Consider the following 15679-nt stretch of genomic DNA (forward strand, 5'->3'; position numbering starts at 1 on the left):
CCATCCCGACAAGGAGCCACCATGGCGGGCAGCACCAAGCATGTTGATTACCTGAAACGCCTCACGGCGGATCTGCGGCGCACCCGAAGACGCCTCGCCGAGTTGGAAGCCAAGTTGACCGAGCCGGTGGCGGTGGTCGGCATGGGCTGCCGGTATCCGGGTGGGGTGGATTCGCCGGAAGCGTTGTGGGAGATGGTAGCGACGGGACGTGACGCCGTATCGGATTTTCCGGCGGATCGTGGTTGGGACGTGGCCGGGCTGTTCGATCCAGACCCGGACGCTGCCGGGAAAATGTATACCCGCCGGGGCGAGTTCCTAGACGATGCGGGCGCTTTCGACGCCGGCTTCTTCGGGATCGGGCCCAGTGAAACGTTGGCGATGGACCCGCAGCAGCGGCTGATGCTGGAGGTGTCGTGGGAAGCGTTGGAGCGCGCGGGGATTGACCCGACAACGTTGCGGGGTTCGGCGACCGGCGTGTTTGCCGGTGTCATTCATGCCGGCTATGGAGGTCAGGTACAGGGCGAGTTGGAGGGCTACGGCCTGACGGGTTCGACGTTGAGCGTGGCGTCCGGGCGGGTGGCGTACGTGCTGGGATTAGAGGGCCCCGCGGTGTCGGTGGACACGGCGTGTTCGTCGTCGTTGGTGGCGTTGCACCTCGCAGCCCAGTCATTGCGGTCGGGGGAATGCGATCTGGCGCTGGCCGGAGGAGTCACGGTGATGGCGACTCCCGCCGCATTCGTGGAATTCAGCCGGCAGCGGGCGCTCGCACCGGACGGCCGGTGCAAGGCGTACGCGGGTGGCGCCGATGGGACGGCATGGTCGGAAGGCGCGGGCGTGCTGGTGTTAGAGCGGTTGGTCGATGCACAGCGGTCGGGGCATCCAGTGCTGGCGGTGGTGCGCGGGTCGGCGGTCAATCAGGATGGTGCCTCCAACGGGTTGACGGCACCGAATGGGCCGTCACAGCAGCGGGTGATTAGGGCCGCGTTGGCTAGTGCGTGCCTGGGGGCGGGCGATGTGGATGTGGTAGAGGGGCATGGGACGGGCACCAGGTTGGGCGATCCGATTGAGGCGCAGGCGCTTCTAGCGACGTACGGTCGGGATCGGCCAGCGGATCGGCCGCTATGGCTGGGGTCCATCAAATCGAACATCGGCCATACGTCGGCGGCGGCGGGTGTGGCCGGGGTGATCAAGATGGTGCAGGCGATGCGCCATGGGGTGCTGCCGAAAACTCTGCATGTGGATGTGCCTACGCCGCATGTGGATTGGTCGGCGGGTGCGGTGTCGCTGTTGACCGAATCCCGTCCGTGGCCGGTCGCGGACCGGCCACGCCGGGCGGGGGTGTCATCGTTCGGGATCAGCGGCACCAATGCGCACGTGATCTTGGAACAAGCTCAGCCGGAAAGTACTGTTGCACAACTAGATAACGCCCTCTCGGTGGTGCCGTGGATTCTTTCGGCGCGGTCCGTGCCGGCGTTAACCGGCCAGGCAACGCGGCTGCTGGCATTGGTGCAGTCCGACGAAGCGCTCGACCCGATGGACGTGGGCTGGTCGCTGGTCAACACCCGCGCGGCGTTTGAACATCGGGCGGTGCTGCTGGGCAATGGTCGCGCAACTCTGTTAAAAGGGCTGTCGGAGTTGGCCGCTGGCGAGCCAGGTGCTCGGGTTATCGTGGGTCGTGCGCGGCCGGTGGGCAAGACGGCGTTCGTGTTCCCGGGGCAGGGTGCGCAATGGCTCGGCATGGGAGAGCAGCTGTATGCGGAGTTGCCGATCTTCACGCAAGAGTTCGACGCCGTAGCCGAGGCGTTGGACCCGCACCTGCGGCTGCCGCTGCGAAAGGTGCTCTGGGAGTCCGATGACGCGCTGTTGACCAGCACCGAATTCGCCCAGCCAGCTCTGTTCGCGGTCGAGGTGGCGTTGGCAAAGCTGTTGCAGTGCTGGGGCATTAACCCAGACTTGATGATTGGCCACTCGGTGGGGGAGATCGCAGCTGCACACGTGGCGGGGGTGTTGTCGCTGCCCGATGCTGCGCGGTTAGTCGCGGCCCGGGGGCGGCTGATGGGGGACTTGCCGGCCGGAGGTGCGATGGTAGCGGTGACCGCCGGCGAAGACGAAGTGTTGCCATTCCTGGTTGACGGAGTGGATCTCGCGGCGGTGAATGCGCCGGACGCCGTGGTGATTTCTGGCAGCGAGGCATCGGTTGGCGGTGTTGCGGATTGGTTTAGCCGCCAGGGCCGCCGCGCATATCGACTGACCGTCTCGCATGCGTTTCATTCGTCATTGATGGAACCAATGCTGGAGGAGTTCGCACGGATCGCTGCTGGTGTTGCCGTTTCCGATCCTCAGATTCCGCTGGTGTCGAATGTGACTGGACAGCTTGCGGGGGCGGGATACGGATCGGGGCGGTACTGGGTTGAGCACGTGCGTCACCCGGTGCGGTTCGCCGATGGCGTGCGGTCGTTGGAATCGGTTGGCGCTACCGCGTTTGTTGAGGTAGGTCCGGGCGGTGGGTTGGCGGCATTGATCGAGCGGTCGGTGTCTTCGGCGGAGCCGGTATCGGTCCCGGCGTTGCGGCGTGATCACCGGGAACTGGAGTCGGTGTTCGATGCCGCGGCGCGGCTGTTTGCCACCGGTGTGGCGGTGGACTGGCCGAAGATATATGCCGGCCGTGGTCGGCGGGTTGATCTGCCCACCTACGCGTTTGAGCGGCAGCGGTACTGGTTGCCGGTGGGATCGACAGCTTTGGGCGATATTAGTGGCATGGGACTGGCCGGGGCCCAGCACGGCCTGTTGGGTGCGGTTGTGGAGCAACCGGATTCGGGCGGGGTGGTCTTGACGGGCCGGTTGTCGACGGGGGATCAGCGGTGGTTGGCCGAACACGCCGTCGGTGGGGTGGTGCTGCTCGCGGGGGCGGCCTTCGTGGAGTTGGCGCTGCGAGCTGCTGACGAGGTGGGCTGCGGGGTGGTGGAGGAGTTGACGGTGGTGGCGCCGTTGGCGTTGCCGGCCGTGGGTGGGGTGCGGTTGCAGGTCGTCGTTGGGGCCCTTGATGACTCGGGGCAACGGGCGGTGTCGGTGTATTCACGCGCTGCTGAGTCGGATTCGGAATGGGTACTGCACGCCCAGGGCGTGCTGGGGGTGACGCCGGTTGCGCCGTCAGCGGGTTTGTCGTTCTGGCCGCCGGCGGGTGCTGCCGCGGTGGACATTGATGGTGCGTATGACCGGTTAGCTGGACGTGGCTATGAGTATGGTCCAGCGTTTCGGGGCTTGACCGCCATGTGGCAGCGGGATTCTGAGGTCTTCGCTGAGGTCGCGGTCCCCGCGGGGGCTGATGTCACCACGGCCGGCTTCGGCATTCACCCCGTGGTGTTGGATTCGGCTCTGCACGCACTGGGGATGGTTGACAAGCAGGAATCGACGATGTTGCCGTTTTCGTGGCAAGGGGTGTCGTTGCATGCCGCGGGTGCCTCGCGGGTGCGGGTGCGGATTGCGCCGGCCGGAGATGGGGCGGTGTCCGTGGAATTGGCTGACGCAGCGGGGGGGCCGGTGCTTTCGGTGCAGGCACTGGTCATGCGTGCGGTGTCGGCTCAGCAGTTGTCGACGGTGGTCGCTGGTGCCGATGCGGCGAGTCGCGGGCTCCTCGAGGTGGTGTGGTCGCCGGTGTCGTCTGCCGGCAACGACCTCGGAACAGACGCCGAAGTCTTCGAGTTGGGGCCCGCTGAGGGGACCGTGGAGTCGGTGCATTCGGCTGTCCATCGGGTGTTGGAGGCGTTGCAGTCCTGGTTGGCCGAGGAGCGAGCCGGGCTATTGGTGGTGCTGACGCGCCGGGCGGTGGGGATCGCCGGTGACGATGGCACCGATTTGGGCGGCGCTGCCGTGTGGGGGTTGGTGCGGTCTGCTCAAGCTGAGCATCCGGATCGAGTGGTGTTAGTCGATTCCGATGATTCGCTCAATGTCAGAGATGTAATCGGTTGCGGTGAACCACAATTAGTGATTCGTGCCGGCAAGGCGTACGCCGCTCGGCTACGGCCGCTGAGCCAGCCGCCGGTGTTGCGGGTGCCTGACGACCAGTGGCGCCTAGTCGCAGGCGGCGGCGGGACGTTGGAGGACTTGGCATTGGTGCCATCTCCAGCGGCGGAGTTGGCGCCCGGGCAGGTGCGGGTGGCAGTGCAAGCGATGGGGGTCAATTTCCGGGACGTGTTGGTGGCGTTGGGGATGTACCCGGGTGCGGCGGAGTTGGGAGCCGAGGGGGCCGGCGTGGTCACCGAAGTCGGTTCGGGAGTGGCGACCTTGACTGTTGGCGAACCGGTGATGGGGTTATTGGGGCTGGCCGGCTCCGAGGCGGTGGTGGACGCGCGGCTGGTTACGAGGGTGCCCACGGGCTGGCGACTAACCGAAGCGGCAGGTACGCCGGTGGTGTTCTTGACGGCCTACTACGCGCTGCGCGTGTTGGCGGACGTGCGGTCGGGGGAATCGGTGTTGGTGCACGCCGCTGCGGGCGGGGTGGGAATGGCGGCGGTGCAGCTCGCTCGGTTGTGGGGTTTGGAGGTGTTCGCCACCGCCAGTCGTGGCAAGTGGGACACGTTGCGGGCCATGGGGTTTGACGACACGCACATCGCCGATTCGCGCACCCTGGCGTTCGAGGATAAATTCCTTCTAGCCACCCAAGGCCGCGGAGTGGATGTCGTGCTCAACTCGCTAGCCGGCGAGTTCAACGATGCGTCATTGCGGCTGCTGCGGCGGGGGGGCCGCTTCATCGAGATGGGCAAGACCGACATCCGGGACCCGCAGGTCATCGCCCAGGCTCATCGCGGAGTGGTCTATCGGGCTTTTGATCTGATGGAGGCCGGCCCGCAGCGCATTGAGCAGATGTTGGCCGAATTGGTCGCACTATTCAAAGCTGGTTCGTTGCACCGACTTCCGGTCCGGTCCTGGGATGTGCGGTACGCCCCGGAGGCCTACCGTTTCCTCAGCCAAGCACGTCATGTCGGCAAGGTGGTCCTGACCATGCCGGACGCCTGGGCCGCGGGAACGGTATTGATCACCGGTGGCACCGGGATGGCGGGCTCGGCGGTGGCGCGGCACCTGGTAAGCCGGTACGGGGTGCGGCATCTGGTGTTGGCCAGCCGCGCCGGCGAGCGCGCCGCGGGGGTGAAAGAGCTGGTGGCCGAGCTAGGCGCGGCCGGCGCTCGGGCGCTCGCGGTGGCTTGCGATGTGGCTGACCGTGGCGAGCTGGCGGGCCTGGTGGCAACATTGCCGGATCTCAGCGCGGTGTTCCATGCCCCGGGGATCGTGGACGATGCGGTGATCGCCTCGTTGACGCCGGAGCGTGTCGATACGGTGTTGCGGGCCAAGGCCGATGGAGCCTGGAACCTGCACGAGCTCACCAAGGAGCTGAATTTGTCGGCGTTCGTGATGTTTTCGTCGCTGTCGGGGATCGTGGGAGCGCCGGGGCAGGGCAACTACGCGGCGGCGAACGCGTTCTTGGATGGGCTGGCGGTGCATCGGCGCTCCCGGGGGTTGCCGGGGTTGTCGGTGGCGTGGGGATTGTGGGAGCAGGCGTCAGCAATGACGCGACATTTGGGGGAGCGGGATCGCGCCCGGATGACTCGGGTCGGGCTGGTGCCGTTGAGCATCGAGCACGCGATGGGATTCCTCGACGCCGCGCTGCTGGCCGATCGGGCGGTGTTGGTGGCCGCTCGGCTGGATCGCGCCGCGCTGGCCGCCACCGGCGCGGCAATCCCCCCGTTGTTTAGCGGGTTGAGCACCGGCCGGGCCCGCCGGGTTATTGCGGCGGCCGATGCCGCGGTCTCGATGTCGGGACTGGTTTACCGGCTGCTCGGGCTGACGCCAGAGCAGCGGCACCGCGAACTCACCGAGTTGGTGTGCACCAACGCCCTCGCCGTGCTGGGCAACGTCGGCACTCCAGATATGGACGCCCACAAAGCATTCCAAGACCTCGGATTCGATTCCCTGACCGCTGTAGAACTGCGCAACCGCCTGAAAACCGCGACCGGACTCACCCTCTCGCCAACCGTGATCTTCGACTACCCCACACCGGCCGCCCTGGCCCAACACCTAGACAGCGAACTGAGCTCCGCCCCGACACCCGTCAGCAAAGAGTCAAACCTATTGGCCCGCTTCAATGACGTCGCGCGTGAACTCGACACACTCGTCAACCAACCCGGCTGGACCCCCGAAGACAAAGCACACCTGAGCAAGCGGCTGCAGATTATCCTGACCGAGCTGACCGCCCCACCTCCCACCATCGAGCTAACGCCGGACGACGAGGACATCACAACCGCAACCGAAAGCCAACTCTTCGGCATCCTCGACGAAGAACTCGAACCCTAAAGTGTGATATCTGTTGCGACTGTGTTCGACGCGGTCGTAATCGGTAGCGGTCTTTCCGGGCTTACTGCTGCGCTATACCTTCAGCAATACGGAATGCAGACGCTGGTACTGGAACGCCGCACGGTACCGGGCGGGCTGTGCGGGACATTCACCCTCGATGGGTACGAGTTCGTCATCGGGTGCAACGACTTCGGCAGCGGCATGATGCGAACCCTCCAAGGGCTCGGTGTCGACGTTGAGTTCTTGACGCCCAAGGCCCGGTTCCAGCTCGGAGACCACGTCATCAACTTGCCGCCGGACCTGCCGACGATCGGGAAGCTGGTGCGGCGGATCCCGGGCATGGCAACGGTGCTATGGCAGGCACGTAGGAACCCACAACAAACCATTGGTCAGCTGGTCGATGAGCACCTTCGCGATCCACTGCTTGCCGACGCGGCCTGTCTACCCGTCACCGGGATGATGCGTTCCGTCGACGACGTGACGGTCGGCGAGATCGGGGAGAACTTCTCCAAGGAGCACGACTACGGCTATGAGAAGAGCTGCACCCCAGTCGGCGGCCCGGGCTCGATGGTCGACGGGATGGTCAGCCGTTTCGAGCAGCTCGGCGGCGAACTGCGCCTCGGTTGCGAATTCCTAGCAGTGGATAGGCAGGGCGACAACAAGCGCGTGCTGACCTCCGCCGGCCCCGTCTTGGCGCGGACGGTGTTGTCCAGTGAGGGCCGCTGGAAGCACTACCCGCCCGGCACCAAGCCCGGTATCGAGGTGGCGGTGCTCCTGCTGGCTGTCGACAAATCCTTTCCCTACCCGCGCGGCTATCACACCCTGGCCTGGTTTACGCCCGGAGTCGCCGACCAACTACGCCGTCTGGACGCCGGGTTGCCCGTGCCGAAGCCGAGTTTTCACATATTTCGGTCGGATTTACCCGAGCAACCGCGGCACTACACGATAAATGCATACATGCCGCTGCCACGCGGTGAACGGAATCCGTCTTTGCAGCGGCGAACGTCCCTCAGCGAACATGTAATCGAGACAATCGAAGCGAGCCTGCCTGGATTCCGGCGGGCGCTGATTTATCAGCGGTTCCTGTCACCGGCCGACTATGAAAGTCAACTTGGTCTGCGCTGCGCACCAAGTCCGTACGTGCCACCCAAAGGGTTTCAAAAGCTGCCCAGCTACGACGCCGAGCTAGATATGCATTTCCTCGGTACCTCGGTCGGCCCGCCGGGCGAACACGCCGGCGCCGCATCGCGATCTGGAAAGCTGGGCGCTGAACAGGCCATCCAGCGCCTCACGAACCAAATTCAGGCGAATTGACACATGTCACAGTTCCCGGTGCGATACTCCCTCCGCCACCTATTCAAGCCACGGGCGACCCGGGAGAACTTGTGTCGACAACAGCAGAGCGCTTGGCGATTCTTGACCAGGCCGTGACCGAGGCTGTCAGCAACGGTCTGGCCCATCTCGAGCCTGAGGACGATGCGTTCGGTGGGCGACTGATCACGTTCGACGGGCGTGGGCGCGTCAGCTTCGGGTCGTGTAGCTACCTCGGACTCGAGCTGGATCCGCGAATGCGAGAGGCGACCATCGACGCCGTCCGGCGCTACGGCACGCAGTTCTCGTCGTCGCGTGCCTACTTGCAGTCGCCGCAGTATTCCGAACTCGAGGCCCTGCTTGACCGGATGTTCGGCGGCCACGTGCTGGTGGCACCGACGACCACACTTGGCCACCTCGCGACGTTGCCCGCGATCGTGAGTGAGCGAGACGCGGTGCTGCTCGATCATCAGGTCCACGCCAGTGTCCAGATGGCGACCAACCAGTTACGGGTTTTGGGCGTCGACATAGATCTGATCCGTCACAACGATATGGAGCGACTCGATGCAATGATCGAGCGCGCCGTCAAGACGCACGACAAGGTTTGGTATTTCGCCGATGGCGTCTACTCGATGTTTGCCGACTTGGCGCCGTACGCGCAGCTGCGTGAGCTGCTGGACCGCCACCAGCGGCTGCATCTCTACATTGACGACTCGCACGGCGTCGGCTGGGCGGGAAAGTGCGGGCGGGGCCGGGCGCTTGACGCGCTCGGCGGCCATCCGCGCGTAGTGGCGGCCTGCTCGCTGAACAAGTCGTTCGCGGCCGCCGGCGGTGCGATCGTATTTCCGAACGCCGAACTCTACCGCAAGGTGCGAACGGTGGGCGGTCCGATGATTTTCTCCGGTCCGATTCAGCCGCCGCTGCTGGGCGCCGCAATTCAGTCGGCGAAGATCCACCTGTCAGACGAGCTGCCGCAGTTGCAGGCCGCACTGCGCGAGCGCGTCCAGTTGTTCAACCGCCTCGCCTATGACTTCGAAATCCCGCTTGCTACAAGCGAATTGACACCCATCCGCTACGTGCCGCTGGGGTTGCCAGCGGTCACCCGCGACGTGATCAAGAATGTGATTGCCGACGGCCTCTACGTCAACCCGGGCATGTTCCCGGCGGTCCCGATGAATCACTCGGGCGTGCGCGCGACGCTGACTACGCATCACACCTTCGACGACGTGCGTGCCCTGGTCACGTCGCTGGTTCGGCACGTGCCGGCGGCACTTGAGCGCGGGGGAGCCGCAGCACGACTGCGTCATGCCAAGGTCATGACCGGCCTGGAGCTGCGGATCGAACACCGCCGCCGCGCCGACGAGCTCGACGCGGCCGAGTGGGACGCGTTGCTGGGCGACCGCGGCACGTTCACTGTCGACGGGTTGCGCTTCCTCGAGCGAGTGTTCGGCCGCCCCGGCGAGCGGCCGGAAGACGGCTGGGAGTTCCATTACTACGTCGTCCGCGACCGTGCTGGCCGGCCGGTGCTGGCCACGTTCTTCACCGCGGCGCTGTGGAAGGACGACATGCTCGCGTCGGTGGAGGTATCTGAGCGGGTCGAGCAGCGGCGTGCCGAGGACCCGTACTACTTGACATCCACGCACTTTGCCATGGGTTCGCTGTTGACCGAGGGCGATCATCTGTTCCTGGATCGCGACGCCAACTGGCGGGGAGCGCTCGAATTGCTGTTTGCGGCCGTCTCGGAACACGCGTCCGCTGCCGGCGCGGGCACCATCGTGCTGCGCGACCTGGATGCGGCCGACCACGAACTGGCGGCGGCGATCCACGAGAGTGGCTACGTGCGGACTTCGCTGCCGGTGTCGGTGGTCTACGAGCGGGTCGAAAGCACTGACGACGAATGGATGGCGCGGCTCACCCAGAGGCAGCGCCGACACCAGCGGCGCCAGGTGCTCCCATTCGACGAAGCCTACGAAGTCGAGATTTTGCGCCGCGGCTCCCGCTCGGTCAGCGAGGCAGAACTGGACCATTTTTATGAGCTGTACCGTGCCGTCCAAGCGCGCGGGCGTGCCCTGAACGTGTTCCCGCTTCCGAGGCGCATCCTGCGCAAAATGCTCCAGCATGAGGCATGGGAGCTGATGGTGCTGCGGTTGCGCGAGACGGGCGAGGTCGTGTCGTTCGGCGCGCTGTTCGTCGGTGCGCGCCACTACGCGCCGATGGTGATTGGGCTCGATTACCGCTACGTGGCCAGCCATGGGCTATACCGCCAGATGTTGCGGCGGGCGCTGCTGCGGGCCCGTGAGCTCGGCGTGCAGCGGGTGCTCTTTGGGATGGGCGCGACGCTCGAGAAGAAGCGTTTCGGCGGGCGCGGTGAGGAGCGCGTCGCGTTCGCCCAAGCCTCGGATCACTACGCCGCCGAAGTACTCGCAGGGCTGGCCGCAGATAGTCGCGGCGCATAGCGCTTCGTCCTCCTATGTTCGCGGTTCGTACCATGCGAACAAGCGCAGCAGGAAGTGGAGGGTGGCGTGCAACCGACGGATATCGCCATCATCGGGCTGGCGTGCCGGTTCCCGGCCGCCGCCAACCCGCGCGAATTCTGGCGTCTCCTGCAGGATGGGCGCGAAGCGACCGAATCCATCGGGGACGTCACAGCGTTCGACGCCGACTTTTTCAACCTATCGCCGCGCGAGGCGTGCGCGATGGATCCCCGGCAGCGACTGGCGCTGGAGCTGACCTGGGAACTGTTCGAAGACGCGTTCGTCGTGCCGGAAACGGTGCGCGGGCAGCAGGTTGCGGTGTATCTGGGCGCGATGAACGACGATTACGCGTTCCTGACGCTGCGCGACGCCGCGGACGCCGTTGACCACCACTCATTTGCCGGCACAAGTCGGGCCATGATCGCCAACAGGATCTCGTATGCCTTTGGACTGCGAGGCTCAAGCATGACCGTCGACTGCGGGCAATCGTCGTCACTGGCGGCGGTACACCTGGCGTGCGAGAGCCTGCGGAACGGTGCCTCGCCGCTAGCGGTAGCTGGTGGGATCCATCTCAACCTGGCACGCGAAACCGCAATGCTGGAAACGGAATTCGGAGCCTTGTCAACGGCGGGCCACACCTATGCGTTCGATGAACGCGCGGACGGCTACGTGCGGAGTGAGGGCGGCGGGCTCGTTCTGCTGAAGCCGCTGCGCGCCGCGCTGGATGACGGAAACCGGATCCGCGCAGTCATTGTCGGCAGTGCGGTTGGCAACGCCGGGCACAGTTCCGCCGGACTGGCGGTGCCCTCGGTTTCCGGAGAAGCCGACGTAATCCGCCGCGCGCTGTCCAGCGCCGGCCTCGACTGCACGCAGCTCGACTATGTCGAGGCACATGGAACCGGCACCGAAGTCGGCGATCCGATCGAGGCCCGGGCGCTCGGCGAGATCTTCGCCGAGCGTCGGCATTGTCCGGTGAGTGTGGGGTCGGTCAAGACCAACATTGGCCACGCCGGTGCGGCAGCGGGCATCGCGGGCCTGCTCAAGACGGTGCTGGCGGTTGAAACCGCCGTTGTTCCACCGAGTCTCAACTATGTCAGCTCGCACGTCGACATGGAAAGCCTTGGCCTGCGCGTCAACACCACGCTGACGCCTTGGCCCGCGAAAGGGCGGCCACGCCGGGCCGGAGTTTCGTCGTTCGGAATGGGCGGCACCAACGCGCACCTGATCGTGCAGCAGGCACCCACGACCGCGGAAAATGCTGCCGCACAACATGGTCCGGCAACCGTGCCATGGGTGCTGTCGGCTCGGTCGAGGCAGGCGTTGGTGAACCAAGCGCGGCGATTGCTGGCATGGTTGGGTGCGGACGAACGGTTGGGCGCCATCGACGTGGGTTGGTCGTTGGCTAGTACCCGGTCGGTGTTTGAGCATCGAGCCGTGGCGGTGGGTGCCGAACGTGGCCAATTAATGGACGGACTGGTGGGTCTTGCGGCAGGTGAGCAGGTCGCGGCTGTGGTTGTGGGTCAGGTCCGATCGCCGGGCAGGACGGCGTTTGTGTTTCCGGGACAGGGCTCGCAATGGTTGGGCATGGGTCAACCGCTGTATCAACGATTCCCCGTGTTCGCCCGGGCTTTTGATGAGGTCGCCGCCGCGTTGGATGCGCAGCTGAGGTTGCCGTTGCGGCGGGTGTTGTGGGGCGCCGATCCCGGGTTGGTGGAGAGTACGGAGTTTGCGCAGCCGGCGTTGTTCGCCGTGGAGGTGGCGTTGGCGACGTTGTTGGGGAACTGGGGTGTGGTGCCCGACGTTGTGCTGGGGCATTCGGTGGGCGAGCTTGCCGCGGCGCATCTGGCGGGGGTGATGTCGCTGGACGACGCCGCAAAGGTGGTGGCGGCGCGGGGTCGGTTGATGGCAGCGTTGCCAGCGGGCGGGGTGATGGTCGCGGTAGGCGCGAGCGAGCAGGAAGTGGCGCCGTTGCTGCATGCGGGTGTGAGCCTTGCCGCGGTGAATGCGCCCGATTCGGTGGTGATTTCGGGTGAGCTGGCTGCGGTGGACGCGGTGGTGGAGCGGCTAACCAGCCAAGGACGCCGGGTGCATCGGCTGGCGGTGTCGCACGCGTTTCACTCGGCGTTGATGGAGCCGATGGTCGAGGAGTTTTCGCGGGTGCTGGCGCAGGTGTCGGTGTCGCAGCCCCGGATCGAGTTGGTGTCGAACGTAACTGGTCAGCTGGCCGGTCCCGGGTACGGATCACCGGGGTATTGGATAGAGCATGTGCGTAAGCCGGTGCGGTTTGCCGACAGTGTGGCGTACGCGGAATCGCGTGGGGCCAGGGTGTTTGTCGAGGTGGGTCCCGCTGCCGGGTTGACGGCGTCGGTGGCGCTGTTGGTCAGGGATCGCCCCGAGGTTGATTCGTTGTTCGGCGCGGTGGGCGAGTTGTTTACCGCGGGGGTGGAGATGGACTGGCGCCCGGCTTTTGACGGGTTGGGTGCCCAGCCGGTGGAATTGCCGACGTATGGGTTTGCGCGACAACGGTTTTGGCTGGACGCCACTGGCGGGCCGCCCGCTGGTCGCGCCGCCGCCGAAAGCGACGCCTTGGTGCGGTTGCGGGCCCTGCCCCCGGCCGAACGGCGCCGTCAGCTTGTGGAGTTGATATGCACGCATGCGGCGATCGTGTTGGGCCACTCGAATGGTCATGACATCGATCCCGAACGCGCCTTTGAATACCTCGGCTTTGAGTCAATGACCGGCGTTGAACTACGTAACCGCCTTGCGACGGCTACCGGGTTGGTGTTGCCGCGCACTCTGATCTTTGACTATCCGACACCGACAGCCTTGGCCAATCATCTCGTAGAACAACTGTCAACCAGTTATCACCCGGGATCGGGTGAGGAGAATGTTTGGTCTGTGCTGAGAAATATTCCTATCCAAGAGCTTCGACGGACCGGATTACTTGACAAGCTATTGCTGCTGGCCGGGCAATCCCAGGAGTCCGTATCCCAGCCACCTGTCAGCGACGATGTCATCGACACTTTAAGCCCCGAAGCTCTAATCGCAATGGCGCTCAATCCAGAACCCAAGAATGACATTCACTGACGTGTAAATGCGACAGGTGTTGAATACGTTCGACTTTGCGGGAATGCGGAAATCCGCCTAAACTTCGGACTTCGGGGAGTCCAATGGGGCCGGCTTTAGTTACTTATGAAGGCAGGGCATGAGCGTCATCGCAGGTGTGTTCGGTGCGTTGCCACCACACCGCTATAGCCAGAGTGAGATCACCGAGTCGTTCGTTGAGTTCCCCGGCCTGAAGGAGCACGAGGAGATCGTTCGACGCCTGCACGCCGCCGCCAGGGTCAACGGTCGTCACCTTGTTCTACCGCTCGAGCAATATCCGTCGCTCACCGACTTTGGTGATGCCAACGAGGTCTTTATCGACAAGGCGGTCGATCTCGGTATCGAAGCCCTCACCGGCGCCTTGGACGAGGCAGGGCTCAAACCACAGGACATCGACCTGATCGCCACCACGACGGTCACGGGCGTCGCGGTGCCGTCACTGGATGCCCGGATCGCCGGACGGATGGGGCTGCGTCCCGACGTACGCCGGATGCCGCTGTTCGGTCTGGGCTGCGTGGCCGGGGCGGCGGGGGTGGCCCGCCTGCACGACTACTTGCGCGGAGCGCCCGATGACGTCGCGGTGCTGGTGTCGGTTGAGCTCTGCTCGCTTACTTACCCGGCGGTCAAGCCGACGGTATCGGGCCTGGTCGGGACCGCATTGTTCGGCGACGGCGCCGCTGCGGTGGTCGCCGTGGGCGACCGGCGTGCCGAACACACGCGCGCTGGCGGGCCCGAGATCCTCGATTCCCGAAGCAGTCTTTACCCCGAGTCGCTCCACATCATGGGCTGGGACGTGGGCTCCCACGGCCTGCAGCTGCGGCTGTCTCCGGACGTGACGAACCTGATCGAGCGTTATCTGGCCGACGACGTCGATGCTTTCCTGGCGACACACCAGCTGACCAGGGACGAGATCGGCGCCTGGGTGAGCCACCCGGGTGGTCCCAAAGTCATCAACGCCATCACCAAGACCCTCGATCTGCCCCCGGAGGCGCTCGAGCTGACCTGGCGTTCGCTCGGTGAAATCGCCAACCTGTCGTCGGCCTCGGTGCTGCACATCCTGCGCGACACCATCGAAAAGCGGCCACCGAGCGGAAGCCCGGGGCTGATGCTTGCGATGGGCCCCGGATTCTGCGCGGAACTCGTGCTACTGCGCTGGCGCTGAGCTGACTATTTCGACCGTCAATCCCGGCAGCGGGCATAGCGCCGCCAGATGTCCCGCGCGGATGCGCTGAGCGGGCAATCGAAGCCGTGTCCTGGCGATGAGCCGGGCGAGCATCACCGTCATCTCAGTGGTAGCCATGACGGCGCCGATGCAGCGATGCAGGCCGCCGCTGAACGGGATGAATTCATGTGGCGCGGGTTTGCGGTAGTCCGGTGTGTCGGGGTCCCAGCGCTGCGGACGGAATTCTGTTGGTGCGGGCCATAGTTCGGGAAGCCGGTGGGTGACGTAGGCGCTGAAGATCAGCAATCGTCCCGCCCGGATGCGGTGCCCGTCGAACCAGAGGTCTCGCATCACCCTGCGGGCCGAAATCACCCCAGGCGAGTACAGCCGAAGCGTCTCGTGCACAACACCATTGAGGTAGGTGAGCTTGTCTAGATCGGTTGCGGCGGGTGGTCTGTCGCCGAGTACCCGATCGATCTCGTCGGCTGCGGTGTCCCAGGCGCCCGGCAGCGTCAGCAGCGTGTAGGCCGCCCAAGCCAGCGCGCCGCTGGTGGTCTCGTAACCGGCCGTGATGAGCGAGACGATCGAATCGCGAATCTCGTTGTCGCTCAACGTGTAACCGTCTTCAGAGCGGCCGTTGATCAGCATGGCCAACATGTGGTCGTCCGGCTGGGGTTCGGCGCGGGCTTCGACAACTTGGGCGTCGATGAGGTCGTCGATGCGCTTGCGGGCCGCCATCGCCCGCTTCCAGGCGGGGGAGTTTAGCCGGCGTTGCAGTTTCATAACCTGCGGCGGCCGGTGCGTCAGGTTCAGCAGGGGCTGTAGTTGTTCGCCGAGGAAGTCCGAGTGGACAGCCAAGCGCTGGCCGAACAGGCTATCGGCGGTGCTGCGCCGGACCGCCGACCGGAACGCTTGATAGATGTCTAGCCGCTGCCCCGGCCGCCAGCTATCGATGACGGCATCGATATTGGACACCATCGTGTGCACATAGTCCTGAATCTGGCCGTGACGCAGCCCGGGCGCCACCACGGCGCGCCGGCGCCGATGGTCCTCGCCGTCGCTGACGATCAGCGCGGTCGGGCCGTCGACCGGGGCCAGGCTCTCAAAGGTCTCGCACCAGGAGAACGCGTCGGCATTGGCGAAAACAAACTTGTTTGCCTCGGCGCCCAGCAGGTAAATGTAGCCGTGTCCGCCGAATCCGGAATTAATCACCGCTCCGCGGCGCCGATACAGCGCCAACAGCGCCTCGCCCGGCCGGTAGGGCACGGTCCGATAGGAC

6 protein-coding genes are annotated in these 15679 nt (G+C 65.2%); 5 read left to right on the top strand and 1 reads right to left on the bottom strand.

Annotation, left to right across the window (positions count from 1 at the left end):
- Window positions 1-21 precede the first annotated feature (21 nt).
- The 5 genes from AADZ78_RS12325 to AADZ78_RS12345 all read left to right on the top strand — a co-directional run bounded on the left by AADZ78_RS12325 (window position 22) and on the right by AADZ78_RS12345 (window position 14400).
- Complete coding sequence (locus AADZ78_RS12325) at window positions 22-6348, top strand: type I polyketide synthase (protein WP_085249718.1); 6327 nt, start codon at window positions 22-24, stop codon at window positions 6346-6348.
- A gap of 21 nt (window positions 6349-6369) precedes the next feature.
- Entirely contained in the window at window positions 6370-7662 is a 1293-nt protein-coding gene (locus AADZ78_RS12330; protein WP_085249717.1) for a phytoene desaturase family protein, read from the top strand.
- Window positions 7663-7916: 254 nt separating this feature from the next.
- Window positions 7917-10115: an aminotransferase class I/II-fold pyridoxal phosphate-dependent enzyme gene (locus AADZ78_RS12335; protein WP_239656836.1), complete on the top strand. Its 2199-nt coding sequence runs from the start codon at window positions 7917-7919 to the stop codon at window positions 10113-10115.
- A 66-nt stretch (window positions 10116-10181) separates the two neighbouring features.
- On the top strand, window positions 10182-13220 hold the full coding sequence (locus AADZ78_RS12340; RefSeq protein ID WP_085249729.1) for a type I polyketide synthase: 3039 nt from the start codon (window positions 10182-10184) through the stop codon (window positions 13218-13220).
- Window positions 13221-13338: 118 nt separating this feature from the next.
- Window positions 13339-14400 (top strand): type III polyketide synthase, encoded by a 1062-nt coding sequence (locus AADZ78_RS12345; protein ID WP_085249715.1) that lies wholly within the window; start codon window positions 13339-13341, stop codon window positions 14398-14400.
- Here the strand turns inward: AADZ78_RS12345 and AADZ78_RS12350 are convergent.
- Window positions 14383-15666, bottom strand: coding sequence for a cytochrome P450 (locus AADZ78_RS12350; RefSeq protein ID WP_139828595.1), 1284 nt, complete (start codon window positions 15664-15666; stop codon window positions 14383-14385). The genes AADZ78_RS12345 and AADZ78_RS12350 overlap by 18 nt on opposite strands.
- Window positions 15667-15679 lie beyond the last annotated feature (13 nt).

The organism is Mycobacterium riyadhense, assembly GCF_963853645.1.
GTDB lineage: Bacteria > Actinomycetota > Actinomycetes > Mycobacteriales > Mycobacteriaceae > Mycobacterium > Mycobacterium riyadhense.

Excerpts from the sequence above, each read along its gene's own strand:
- AADZ78_RS12325 (WP_085249718.1), top strand. The coding sequence starts at position 22 with ATGGCGGGCAGCACCAAGCATGTTGATTACCTGAAACGCCTCACGGCG.
- AADZ78_RS12335 (WP_239656836.1), top strand. The coding sequence starts at position 7,917 with ATGCGAGAGGCGACCATCGACGCCGTCCGGCGCTACGGCACGCAGTTC.
- AADZ78_RS12345 (WP_085249715.1), top strand. The coding sequence starts at position 13,339 with ATGAGCGTCATCGCAGGTGTGTTCGGTGCGTTGCCACCACACCGCTAT.